The 13471-nt window shown below is 63.2% G+C and carries 6 protein-coding genes; 5 read left to right on the plus strand and 1 reads right to left on the minus strand.

Going from position 1 to position 13471, the window contains the following annotated elements; translation table 11 throughout:
• Nucleotides 1–70: 70 nt before the first annotated feature.
• From ACZYR5_RS13270 to ACZYR5_RS13290, 5 genes are all read left to right on the plus strand, one after another.
• Entirely contained in the window at nucleotides 71–1387 is a 1317-nt protein-coding gene (locus ACZYR5_RS13270; RefSeq protein ID WP_489090427.1) for an MdtA/MuxA family multidrug efflux RND transporter periplasmic adaptor subunit, read from the plus strand.
• Nucleotides 1384–4488 (plus strand): MdtB/MuxB family multidrug efflux RND transporter permease subunit, encoded by a 3105-nt coding sequence (locus ACZYR5_RS13275; protein ID WP_489090428.1) that lies wholly within the window; start codon nucleotides 1384–1386, stop codon nucleotides 4486–4488. Before ACZYR5_RS13270 ends, ACZYR5_RS13275 begins: the two co-directional genes overlap by 4 nt.
• The gene (locus tag ACZYR5_RS13280; protein ID WP_489090429.1) at nucleotides 4485–7592 is read left to right on the plus strand and encodes an efflux RND transporter permease subunit; all 3108 of its coding nucleotides are present in this window, start codon (nucleotides 4485–4487) and stop codon (nucleotides 7590–7592) included. The genes ACZYR5_RS13275 and ACZYR5_RS13280 overlap by 4 nt, the downstream gene beginning before the upstream one ends.
• Complete coding sequence (locus ACZYR5_RS13285; protein ID WP_489090430.1) at nucleotides 7589–9058, plus strand: efflux transporter outer membrane subunit; 1470 nt, start codon at nucleotides 7589–7591, stop codon at nucleotides 9056–9058. The genes ACZYR5_RS13280 and ACZYR5_RS13285 overlap by 4 nt, the downstream gene beginning before the upstream one ends.
• Before the next feature lie 1352 nt (nucleotides 9059–10410).
• The gene (locus ACZYR5_RS13290; RefSeq protein ID WP_489090431.1) at nucleotides 10411–12492 is read left to right on the plus strand and encodes a putative bifunctional diguanylate cyclase/phosphodiesterase; all 2082 of its coding nucleotides are present in this window, start codon (nucleotides 10411–10413) and stop codon (nucleotides 12490–12492) included.
• 107 nt (nucleotides 12493–12599) lie between these two features.
• Here ACZYR5_RS13290 and ACZYR5_RS13295 read toward each other — a convergent pair whose 3' ends face one another.
• The gene (locus ACZYR5_RS13295; protein ID WP_489090432.1) at nucleotides 12600–13295 is read right to left on the minus strand and encodes a pirin family protein; all 696 of its coding nucleotides are present in this window, start codon (nucleotides 13293–13295) and stop codon (nucleotides 12600–12602) included.
• Nucleotides 13296–13471: the final 176 nt, after the last annotated feature.

A 13471-nucleotide genomic window follows, 5' to 3' on the forward strand; every position in this document is an offset into this window, starting at 1 on the left:
AAAGGCGCTTTGCTAATCGGCCGTCAGTGCTTATCGTTCAGCCTCCCGTATAAAGATGCCCACGCGCCCAATGGTTAATCACTCCATGCAATCTTCCGCTCCCCGTCACTCTCGTCGCTGGCTGTTCGGCCTGCTGGTCCTGTTGGTCATCGCTGCCCTGTGCTGGAAATTCTGGCCGGCCGGCAGCGCCAGCAAGGACGCTCCCGCACAAAAGGCGGCGAGCGGCCACGTCGGCCGTTCGGGGAGCATGCGCCCCGGTTTCGGTGGCGCGGCGGGCGCGGTGCCGGTACGCGTGGCGCCAGCGGTAGTGGGCGACTTCCCGCTGTACTACAAAGCCCTTGGCACCGTGACGGCGCTGAACACCATCAATGTGCGCAGCCGGGTCGGCGGCGAACTGGTGAAGATCAGCTTCGAGGAAGGGCAGATGGTCAAGGCCGGCGATCTGCTGGCCGAGATCGACCCGCGTCCGTATCAGAACGCCTTGCTCCAGGCCGAAGGCACCCTGCTGCAGAACCAGGCGCAACTGAAAAACGCCCTGGTCGACCTTGAGCGTTATCGCGGGCTGTACGCCGAGGACAGCATCGCCAAGCAGACCCTGGACACCGCTGCGGCGCTGGTGGGGCAATACCAGGGCACGGTAAAGACCAACCAGGCGGCGGTCAACGACGCCAAGCTCAACCTGGAATTCACCAAGATCCGCGCGCCGATCACTGGTCGCGTCGGTCTGCGCCAGCTGGATATCGGCAACCTGGTGGCGGCCAACGACACCACGGCCCTGGCCATCATCACCCAGACCCAGCCGATCAGCGTCGCCTTCACCCTGCCGGAAAACAGTCTGGATGTGGTGCTCGCCCGTTATCGCAGCGGCGCAAAATTGCCGGTCGAAGCCTGGGACCGTGGCGATACCAAGTTGCAGGCCAACGGTGTCCTGCAAAGCCTCGACAACCAGATCGACACCACCACCGGCACCCTGAAATTCAAGGCCCGTTACGATAACCGCGACCAGGCGCTGTTCCCCAACCAGTTCGTCAACGTGCGCCTGCTGGCCGACACCCTGAAATCGGTGATCCTCGCGCCATCGGCGGCGATTCAATTCGGTACCAACGGCACCTTCGTCTACGCCATGGACGGTGACAAGAAAGTCACCATCCGCCCCTTGAAAATCGGCGCCAGCGACGGTGACCACACGGTGATTACCGAAGGCCTCAAGCCCGGCGACCGCGTGGTGCTGGAGGGCACCGACCGCCTGAAGGAAGGCAGTGAAGTCGAAGTGGTCAACGACAGCAACCAGGTCCCGGCCACCCCGGCCGACAACCTGCACAGCCAGGCCGGCGATACCGACCCTGCAGCCAAGGCCAACGGCAAGGCGCATAAGGGCGGCGCATGAACATCTCCCGCCTGTTCATCCTGCGACCGGTCGCGACCACCCTGAGTATGCTGGCCATCGTCCTGGCCGGCCTGATTGCCTACCGCTTGCTGCCGGTCTCGGCACTGCCGCAGGTGGATTACCCGACCATCCGGGTCATGACCCTGTACCCCGGTGCCAGCCCGGACGTGATGACCAGTGCGGTCACCGCGCCGCTGGAGCGCCAGTTCGGGCAGATGCCCGGCCTGACCCAGATGGCGTCCACCAGTTCCGGCGGCGCCTCGGTGCTGACCCTGCGTTTCAACCTCGACATCAACATGGACGTCGCCGAGCAACAAGTGCAGGCCGCGATCAACGCCGCCAGCAACCTGCTGCCCAGCGACCTGCCGGCGCCGCCGGTGTACAACAAGGTCAACCCGGCGGACACCCCGGTGCTGACCCTGGCCATCACCTCGAAAACCATGCTGCTGCCCAAGCTCAATGACCTGGTCGACACGCGCATGGCGCAGAAAATCGCCCAGATCAGCGGCGTCGGCATGGTCAGCATTGCCGGCGGCCAGCGCCAGGCGGTGCGGATCAAGGTCAACCCCGAGGCCCTGGCGGCCAACGGCTTGAACCTGGCGGACGTGCGCACCCTGATTGCCGCGTCCAACGTCAACCAGCCCAAGGGCAACTTCGACGGCCCGACCCGGGTCTCGATGCTAGACGCCAACGACCAGTTGACCTCGCCCAAGGACTACGCCGAGCTGATCCTCGCCTACAAGAATGGCGCGCCGTTGCGGCTCAAGGACGTCGCGACCATCGTCGACGGCGCCGAGAACGAGCGCCTGGCGGCCTGGGCCAATGAGAACCAGGCGGTGCTGCTGAACATCCAGCGCCAGCCCGGGGCCAACGTGATCGAGGTGGTCGACCGGATCAAGGCGCTGCTGCCGAGTATCACCGACAACCTGCCGGCTGGCCTTGACGTTACGGTCCTCACCGACCGCACCCAGACCATCCGCGCCTCGGTCACCGATGTGCAGCACGAATTGCTGATCGCCATTGCCCTGGTGGTGATGGTGACGTTCCTGTTCCTGCGTCGGGCCAGCGCTACCATCATCCCGTCGATTGCCGTGCCACTGTCGCTGATCGGCACCTTCGGTGTGATGTACCTGGCCGGTTTCTCGGTCAACAACCTGACCCTGATGGCCCTGACCATCGCCACCGGCTTCGTGGTCGATGACGCCATCGTCATGCTGGAAAACATCTCGCGGTTCATCGAGGAGGGTGACAGCCCGTTGCAGGCGGCGCTCAAGGGCGCCAAGCAAATCGGCTTTACCCTGATCTCCCTGACCCTGTCGCTGATCGCGGTATTGATTCCGCTGCTGTTCATGGCCGATGTGGTGGGCCGCTTGTTCCGCGAATTCGCCATCACCCTGGCGGTGGCGATCCTGATTTCCCTGGTGGTCTCGCTGACCCTGACGCCGATGATGTGCGCGCGCTTGCTCAAGCGTGAGCCGAAGCCTGAAGAGCAGGGGCGTTTCTACCGCGCCAGCGGTGCCTGGATCGACTGGTTGATCGCCGCCTACGGCCGTCAGTTGCAGTGGGTGCTCAAGCACCAGCCGCTGACCCTTCTGGTGGCCATCGCCACCCTTGGCCTCACCGTGTTCCTCTACCTGATCGTGCCCAAGGGCTTCTTTCCGGTGCAGGACACCGGGGTCATCCAGGGCATTTCCGAGGCGCCGCAATCGGTGTCCTTCGCCGCCATGAGCCAGCGCCAGCAGGAACTGGCGAGCATCATCCTGCAGGACCCGGCGGTGCAAAGCCTGTCTTCCTATATCGGCGTCGACGGCGACAACGCCACGCTCAACAGCGGCCGCTTGCTGATCAACCTCAAACCGCACAAGGAACGCGACCTCAGCGCCGCCGAGGTGATCGCGCGCCTGCAGCCGCAACTGGACAAGCTGGTGGGCATCCGCCTGTTCATGCAGCCGGTGCAGGACTTGACCATCGAGGACCGGGTCAGCCGCACCCAGTATCAGTTCAGCATGTCCTCGCCGGATGCCGCCTTGCTCAGTGAGTGGAGCGGGCGCCTGGTCGAGGCCCTGCAGCAGCAACCGCAACTCACCGACGTCGCCAGCGACCTGCAGGACAAGGGCCTGCAGGTGTACCTGGTGATCGACCGTGACGCCGCCTCGCGCATTGGCGTGTCGGTGGCCAACATCACCGACGCACTCTACGACGCCTTCGGCCAGCGGCAGATTTCGACCATCTACACCCAGGCCAGCCAGTACCGAGTGGTGCTGCAGGCCAAGGACGGCGAGAAGATCGGCCCGCAGGCGCTGCAGCAGATCTACGTCAAGACCACCGATGGCGGCCAGGTGCGGCTGTCGAGCCTGGCGCGCATCGAAGAACGCCAGGCACAGCTGTCGATTGCCCATATCGGCCAGTTCCCGGCGGTGATGATGTCGTTCAACCTGGCCCCCGGCGTTGCCCTGGGGCACGCGGTGGAGCTGATCGAGCAAGTGCAGAAGGACATCGGCATGCCGGTGGGTGTGCAGACCCAGTTCCAGGGCGCGGCCCAGGCGTTCCAGGCATCGCTGTCGAGCACCTTGCTGCTGATCCTGGCGGCGGTGGTGACCATGTACATCGTGCTCGGGGTGCTCTACGAGAGCTACATCCATCCGATCACCATCCTCTCGACCTTGCCCTCGGCGGCGGTCGGCGCCTTGCTCGCCTTGCTGCTCAGCGGCAATGACCTGGGGATGATCGCGATCATCGGCATCATCCTGCTGATCGGCATCGTCAAGAAGAACGCGATCATGATGATCGACTTTGCCCTCGAAGCCGAACGCAACCAGGGCATGGACCCGGCGACCGCGATCTACCAGGCGGCGCTGCTGCGCTTCCGGCCGATCCTGATGACCACCCTGGCGGCGCTGTTCGGTGCAGTGCCATTGATGCTCGCCAGCGGCTCCGGCGCCGAGTTGCGCCAGCCGCTGGGCCTGGTGATGGTCGGCGGGCTGCTGGTGAGCCAGGTGCTGACCCTGTTCACCACGCCAGTGATCTATCTGTACTTTGATCGCTTGGGGCGGCGCTGGCGGCCTGCGCCGCGGACGCTGGAGTCGGTAGAGCAGCCATGAACCTGTCCGGACCCTTTATCAAGCGCCCGGTAGCCACCATGCTGCTGAGCCTGGCGATCATGTTGCTGGGCGGGGTGAGCTTCGGCTTGCTGCCGGTATCGCCGCTGCCGCAGATGGATTTCCCGGTGATCGTGGTCCAGGCAAGCCTGCCCGGTGCCAGCCCGGAGGTCATGGCGTCCACCGTCGCCACGCCACTGGAGCGTTCCTTCGGCGCGATTGCCGGGGTCAACACCATGAGCAGCCGTTCCAGCCAGGGCTCGACCCGGGTGATCCTGCAGTTCGACCTCGACCGCGACATCAATGGCGCGGCGCGGGAAGTGCAGGCGGCGATCAACGCCTCGCGCAACCTGCTGCCCAGCGGTATGCGCAGCATGCCCACTTACAAGAAGGTCAACCCGTCCCAGGCGCCGATCATGGTGCTGTCGCTGACCTCGGATGTGCTGGAGAAGGGTCAGCTCTACGACCTGGCCTCGACCATCCTGTCCCAGAGCCTGTCCCAGGTGCCGGGCGTCGGTGAAGTGCAGATCGGCGGCAGCTCCTTGCCCGCGGTGCGCATCGAACTCGAACCGCAACTGCTCAACCAATACGGCGTGGCCCTCGATGAAGTGCGTACCACCATTGCCAACGCCAACGTGCGCCGGCCCAAGGGCTCGATCGAGGACGATCAGCGGATGTGGCAGGTACAGGCCAACGACCAGTTGGAGAAGGCCAAGGACTACGAGCCGCTGATCATTCGCTACCAGAATGGCTCAGCGTTGCGCCTGAGTGACGTGGCCAAGGTCAGCGACGGCGTCGAGGATCGCTACAACAGTGGTTTCTTCAACGACGACTCGGCGGTATTGCTGGTGATCAACCGCCAGGCCGGCGCCAACATCATCGAGACGGTCAACGAGATCAAGGCGCAACTGCCGGCGTTGCAGGCGGTGCTGCCGGCCAGCGTCAAGCTCAACCTGGCCATGGACCGCTCGCCGGTGATCAAGGCCACCTTGCACGAAGCGGAAATGACCCTGCTGATTGCCGTGGCCCTGGTGATCCCGGTGGTGTTCCTGTTCCTCGGCAATTTCCGCGCCTCGCTGATTCCGACCCTGGCGGTGCCGGTGTCTTTGGTGGGCACCTTTGCGGTGATGTACCTCTACGGCTTCTCGTTGAACAACCTGTCACTGATGGCGCTGATTCTCGCCACCGGCCTGGTGGTGGACGACGCCATCGTGGTGCTGGAGAACATCTCCCGGCATATCGACGAAGGCATCGCGCCGATGAAGGCGGCGTATCTGGGGGCCAAGGAGGTCGGCTTTACGTTGCTGTCGATGAACGTCTCGCTGGTGGCGGTGTTCCTGTCGATCCTGTTCATGGGCGGGATCATCGAGAGCCTGTTCCGCGAATTCTCGATTACCCTCGCGGCGTCGATCGTGGTGTCGTTGGTGGTTTCCCTGACCCTGACCCCGATGCTCTGCGCACGCTGGCTGAAACCCCACGTACCGGGCCAGGAAAACCGCCTGCAGCGCGGCAGCCGCAAGGCCAACGACTGGATGGTCAAGCATTACGCCAGCAGCCTCGACTGGGTCCTGCGCCATCCGCGCCTGACCCTGTTCAGCCTGTTCATCACCATCGGCGTCAACGTCGCGCTGTACGTGGTGGTGCCCAAGACCTTCCTGCCGCAGCAGGACACCGGGCAATTGATCGGCTTCGTGCGCGGCGACGACGGACTGTCGTTCACTGTGATGCAACCGAAGATGGAAACCTTTCGCCGTGCGGTGCTCAAGGATGCGGCGGTGGAAAGCGTTGCCGGCTTTATCGGTGGCAGCAACGGCACCAACAACGCATTCATGCTGGTGCGTCTGAAGCCGATCAAGGAGCGCAATATCTCGGCGCAGAAAGTCATCGAGCGCCTGCGCAAGGAAATGCCCAAGGTGCCCGGCGCGCAACTGATGCTGATGGCCGACCAGGACCTGCAGTTCGGCGGCGGCCGCGAGCAGCAATCGTCGCAGTACAGTTACATCCTGCAGAGTGGTGATCTGGGAGCGCTGCGCGAGTGGTACCCGAAGGTGGTCACCGCACTCAAGGCACTGCCGGAGCTGACCGCCATCGATGCCCGCGAAGGCAGCGGCGCAGCGCAGGTGACCCTGGTGGTCGACCGCGACCAGGCCAAGCGCCTGGGGATCGACATGGCGATGGTCACCTCGGTGCTGAACAACGCCTACAGCCAGCGGCAGATCTCGACCATCTACGACAGCCTCAACCAGTATCAGGTGGTGATGGAGGTCAATCCGAAGTACGCCCGCGATCCGATCACCCTCAATCAGGTGCAGGTGATCACCGCGGATGGTGCGCGGGTGCCGCTGTCGACCATTGCCCATTACGAAAACAGCCTGGAAAACGACCGGGTCAGCCACGAAGGGCAGTTCGCTTCGGAGAGTATTTCATTCGACATGGCCGAAGGCGTCACGGTGGAGCAGGGCGGCGCAGCCATCGAGCGGGCGATTGCCAAGCTCGGCCTGCCCGAGGAAGTGATCGCCAAGATGGCCGGCACCGCCGATGCGTTTGCCGCGACCCAGAAGAGTCAGCCGTTCATGATCCTCGGCGCCTTGCTCGCGGTGTATCTGGTGCTTGGGGTGCTGTATGAAAGCTACGTGCACCCGCTGACGATCCTCTCCACCTTGCCGTCGGCCGGGGTCGGCGCCTTGCTGTCGATCTATGCCCTGGGCGGTGAATTCAGCCTGATTTCCTTGCTCGGCCTGTTCCTGCTGATCGGCGTGGTGAAGAAAAACGCCATCCTGATGATCGACCTCGCACTGGAGTTGGAGCGGCACCAGGGCATGCCGCCGCTGGAGTCGATCCGCAGCGCCTGCCTGTTACGTCTGCGACCGATCCTGATGACTACCCTGGCGGCGATTCTCGGTGCCTTGCCGTTGCTGCTCAGCAGCGCCGAGGGCGCGGAAATGCGCCAGCCGCTGGGTCTGACCATTATCGGCGGGCTGATCTTCAGCCAGGTGCTGACGCTTTACACCACCCCGGTGGTTTACCTCTATCTCGACCGTCTGCGCCATCGGGTCAACCGCTGGCGTGGGGTTCGTACCGATGCTGCTCTGGAAACTGCGCTATGACCGACCGTTATCCCTTCAACCAGCGCGTGCTCGCGGCCCGTGGCTCGCGTCTGCTGAGCCTGTCCCTCAGTGCGCTGCTGCTCAGCGCCTGCGCGGTCGGCCCGGACTATCAGCGGCCAACGGTGGCAGAACCGGCGCAGTACAAGCAGGCCGAGGGCTGGCGCCAGGCCAACCCCAGCGACTCCCTGGCCCGCGGTGCCTGGTGGGAGTTGTATGGCGACCGTCAGCTGAATGCCCTGGTGGAGCAACTGAACAGCTCCAACCAGTCTGTCGCCCAGGCCGAGGCCCAGTACCGTCAGGCCCAGGCCCTGGTGGCCAGCGCGCGCGGGGCGTTTTATCCGTCGGTGGACCTGAGCGTCGGCAAGACCCGTTCCAGCCAAGGCACCGGCAGCAGCAGTTCGAGTTTGAGCAGTTCCAGCAGCGGTATCCGCGACACCTATAACGCGCAGCTTGGGGTGAGTTGGGAGGCGGACATCTGGGGCAAACTGCGCCGGGGCCTGGAAGCCAACGAAGCCAGTGCCGAAGCCAGTTATGCCGACCTCGCGGCGATGCGCCTGAGCCAGCAATCGGAGTTGGTACAGAATTACCTGCAACTGCGGGTGATCGACCAGCAGAAGCGCCTGCTGCAAGCCACTGTGGAAAACTACCAGCGCTCGCTGAAAATGACCGAGAACCAGTACCGCGCCGGGGTTTCCGGGAAAGACGCGGTGGCTCAGGCGCAGACCCAGCTGAAAAGCACCCAGGCCGACATGATCGACCTGATCTGGCAGCGTGCGCAGTTCGAAAACGCGATCGCCGTGTTGATGGGCCAGGCCCCGGCTGCCTTCAGCCTGGCCGAGACCCAGGACATTCCGGTATTGCCTGACGTGCCGGTGAGCCTGCCGTCGCAATTGCTCGAGCGCCGTCCGGACATCGCTTCGGCGGAGCGCTCGGTGATCGCCGCCAACGCCAATATCGGCGTGGCCAAGGCCGCGTACTACCCGGACCTGACCCTGAGCATGTCCGGCGGCTACAGCAGCAGTACCTCGACCGACCTGATCAGCCTGCCGAACCGCTTCTGGTCGGTGGGGCCGAAACTCAACCTGCCGCTGTTCGACGGCGGTCAGCGTTCGGCGGAAGTCGACCGTAACGAAGCGCTGTATGACCAGACCGTGGCCACCTACCGGCAGACCGTGCTCGACGGTTTCCGCGAAGTGGAAAACTATCTGGTGCAGCTCAGGGTGCTGGGCGACGAGGCCGTGGTTCGCCAGCAAGCCCTGGACGCCGCCCGCGAATCCCTGCGGCTGATCCAGAACCAGTACAAGGCCGGGCTGATCGCCTACCTCGACGTGGTCGTGGTCCAGGCCACGGCCTTGAGCAACGAACGCAGCGTGCTGACCCTGCAACAAAGCCGGCTGATTGCCAGTGTCAATTTGATTGCCGCGTTAGGTGGTGGTTGGGATGGCAAGCTGGAGCCTGATCTATAGGAACGGACGTCAACCCCGTAGGAGCTGGCTTGCCAGCGAAGAGGGTATGCCAGCCACCGATGACGTCGGCTGTCCCTGCGCCTTCGCCAGCAAGCTGGCTCCTACAATTTTGCGTCGACCACAGATTCCGTGGTGCTCGCACAATCCCCGTAGGAGCTGGCTTGCCAGCGAAGAGGGTATGTCAGCCACCGATGATGTCGGCTGTCCCTGCGCCTTCGCCAGCAAGCTGGCTCCTACAATTTTGCGACGACCACAGATTCCGTGGTGCTCGCACAATCCCCGTAGGAGCTGGCTTGCCAGCGAAGAGGGTACGTCAGCCACCGATGATGTCGGCTGTCCCTGCGCCTTCGCCAGCAAGCTGGCTCCTACAATTTTGCGTCGACCATAGATTCGGTGGTGCTCGCACAATCCCCGTAGGAGCTGGCTTGCCAGCGAAGAGGGTATGCCAGCCACCGATGACGTCGACTATTCCTCCACCTTCGCCAGCAAGCTGGCTCCTACAATTTTGCGACGACCATAGATTCGGTGGTGCTCGCACAATCCCCGTAGGAGCTGGCTTGCCAGCGAAGAGGGTATGCCAGCCACCGATGACGTCGGCTGTCCCTGCGCCTTCGCCAGCAAGCTGGCTCCTACAATTTTGCGTCGACCACAGATTCGGTGGTGCTCGCACAATCCCCGTAGGAGCTGGCTTGCCAGCGAAGAGGGTACGTCAGCCACCGATGATGTCGGCTGTCCCTGCGCCTTCGCCAGCAAGCTGGCTCCTACAATTTTGCGTCGACCACAGATTCCGTGGTGCTCGCACAATCCCCGTAGGAGCTGGCTTGCCAGCGAAGAGGGTATGCCAGCCACCGATGACGTCGGCTGTCCCTGCGCCTTCGCCAGCAAGCTGGCTCCTACAATTTTGCGTCGACCATAGATTCGGTGGTGCTCGCACAATCCCCGTAGGAGCTGGCTTGCCAGCGAAGAGGGTACGTCAGCCACCGATGATGTCGGCTGTCCCTGCGCCTTCGCCAGCAAGCTGGCTCCTACAATTTTGCGTCGACCACAGATTCCGTGGTGCTCGCACAATCCCCGTAGGAGCTGGCTTGCCAGCGAAGAGGGTACGTCAGCCACAGATGATGTCGGCTGTCCCTGCGCCTTCGCCAGCAAGCTGGCTCCTACGGGATTTTGCGGTGTGCGCACATGTTGTTCCCGACGCAGTGCCAGCCAGCCCGCCACCCTGTTACATCTTTCCCACACACTAATGGCATTTTGCTCACTTAGCAGGTGCGTTCGCCATTGGAATCAGTACAATCGACGGCTTTCGCCCTCCCGCACGGACGCAGTACGGCAAGGCATAGTCGAGAAGTTTGATGCTCATCGGTACCTATTCACCCGCCCTGGTTTTGATTTCGCTCTGCGTGGCTATCCTCGCTTCCTACACCGCTCTGGACCTGACCGGGCGCATCGCCACTGCCAAGGGGCGGGCGGTGCATTTATGGACGGCCGGCGGCGCCTTGGCCATGGGCGTTGGCGTCTGGTCCATGCACTTTATCGGCATGCTGGCCTTCAGCCTGCCCATCGACCTGGGCTATGACTTCGCCATCACCGCCTTGTCGCTGCTGATCGCCATCGGCTCCTGCGGCTTTGCCCTGTGGCTGGTCAGCCAGCCCGAACTGCCGGCGTGGCAATTGGGCTTTGGCGCCTTGGTCATGGGCGCGGGCATCAGCGCCATGCACTACACCGGCATGGCCGCGATGCGCATGACCCCGGGGATCGACTACGACCCAAGCCTGTTCGGCGCCTCGCTGCTGATCGCCGTCGGCGCCTCGGCTGCGGCGCTGTGGATCGCCTTCCGTCTGCGGCAGAACACCCCGTACGTGCGTTTCGCCCGCGGCGGCGCGGCGGTGATCATGGGCATCGCGATTGTCGGCATGCACTACACCGGGATGGCCGCGGCGCGCTTTGCCGATGGCAGCTTCTGTGGCGCGGCGCTCAATGGCTTGAGTGGCAAGGGCCTGGACAACCTGGTACTGGTCACCACCCTGGCGGTGTTGAGCATTGCCTTGCTGACCTCGATTCTCGATGCGCGCCTCGAAGCACGTACCGCCGAGCTGGCCAACTCCCTGACCCTGGCCAACCGTGAGCTGACCCAACTGGCGCTGCACGACACCCTCACCGGGCTGCCGAACCGCATCCTGCTGGCTGACCGCATCGATCAGGCGATGCACATGACCCAGGAGCAGGGCGGTTGTTTCGCGCTGATGTTCATTGACCTGGACGGCTTCAAACCGGTCAACGATGCCTTTGGCCACCACATGGGCGACCAGCTGTTGCGCGAAGTCAGCCTGCGCCTGCGCGAGGACCTGCGCAGCCACGACACCCTGGCGCGGATCGGCGGTGACGAGTTCGTGCTGCTGGTGCAACTCAATGAGCCCACCGATGCCTTGCGCCTGGCGGCGCGCCAGGTCGGCTTGATCTCCCAGGCATTCCGGGTCGGCGAACATGACCTGCAGATCTCCGCCAGCATTGGCATCGCGGTGTACCCGGGCAACGGCCTGACTCCGCAAGAACTGCTGATGAACGCCGACGCGGCGATGTACCACGCCAAGGGCACCGGCAAGAACGGCTATCGTTTCTTCGATGCGTCGATGAACACTGATGCACGGCGTCACCTGCAGTTGCTGCAGGACCTGCGCAGCGCGGTGGAGCAGCAGCAGTTCCGCCTGCATTACCAGCCCAAGTTCGATGCCAGCAACGGTCAGCCGGTCGGCGCCGAGGCCTTGCTGCGCTGGGAGCATCCGACCCAGGGGCTGCTGATGCCGGACAAGTTCATTGAACTGGCGGAAAAAACCGGGTTGATCATCCCGATGGGCGAATGGGTACTCAACGAAGCCTGTCGGCAGATGCGCATCTGGCACCAGCAGGGTTTCAGCCACTGGCGAATTGCGGTGAACCTGTCGGCCTTGCAGTTCTGCCACGCCGGTCTGGTCCAGAGCGTGGCCATGGCCCTGGCGAGCCACGGCTTGCCGGCGAACAGCCTGACCCTGGAAATCACCGAAACCACCGCCATGAGCGACGCCGATGCCAGTATGGCGGTGTTGCAGCAGTTGTCGGATATGGGCGTGGACTTGTCGATTGATGACTTCGGTACTGGCTATTCCAGCCTGATGTACCTCAAGCGCTTGCCGGCCAACGAGTTGAAAATCGACCGTGGTTTTGTGCGGGATCTGGAACGCGACAGCGACGACGCGGCGATCGTCTCGGCCATCGTCGCCCTAGGTCAGGCATTGGGCTTGCGGATTGTCGCCGAAGGCGTGGAAACCGGGGTGCAGCAGGATTTTCTGACGCAGCTGGGCTGCGATTCGCTGCAGGGTTATCTGTTGGGGCATCCGTTGCCGGCTGATGGGTTCATGGCCAATATCAATCGGGGGCAGCAGCCGCTGGTTGGATAGATAACGATGGGGCCCGGACTTCTGTAGAAGCGAGCCTGCTCGCGATGAGGCCATCATCGACACCCGCGTCAACTTCATCGCGAGCAGGCTCGCTCCCACAGGGGGCTTTACGCCAAGTCCACCAGGACAATCTCACTGTCCTCGATCGCCGTCACCCGCAGCAGCCGCTCTTCAGCCACCGCCACACCATCCCGGGCTTCGGCGCGCAGGCCATTGACCTCGATCACCCCGGTCGCTGGCACCAGGTAGGCGCGCCGTCCGGCATCCAGTGAATACTCGGCGGTTTCCCCAGCCTTCAGATTGGCTGCCACCAAACGCGCATCGGCGCGAATCTGCAGGCTCTGGTCGTCGCCGGCCTTGCCGCTGGCCAGGGTCACGAAACCTTCACGTTGCCCTTTTGGAAAGGGTTTAGCGCCCCACGAAGGGGCCAGGCCGGTCTGGTTGGGCACGATCCAGATCTGGAAGATTCGCGTCGCCGTCGACTCCAGGTTGTACTCGCTGTGGGCGATCCCGGTGCCGGCGCTCATCACCTGCACGTCGCCAGCCTCGGTACGGCCTTTATTGCCGAGGTTGTCGGCATGGCTGATGGCACCTTCGCGAACGTAGGTGATGATTTCCATGTCGCGATGCGGGTGGGTCGGGAAGCCGGTGCCCGGGGCGATCACGTCGTCATTCCACACCCGCAGGTTGCCCCAGTTCATGCGTTTGGGGTCGTAGTACTCGGCGAACGAAAAGTGATGGTGGGCATCCAGCCAGCCGTGGTTGGCGCCGCCCAGGGAGGCAAAGGGTCTGAGTTCAAGCATGATCGTCTCCTGAAAAGGTTCGTCATCAATCGAGAACCGTGGTTGATGGCGAGCATCATCTATCAATAAATAATCGATAAAAAGCGTAAAAACTGCGTCAAAACAATCGAATCGATCGATTTATAATTGGGCCCTTTACATCCCTCACAACATTCACTTCATCCCTTAAACCAATG

The organism is Pseudomonas sp. F007 (assembly GCF_057814275.1).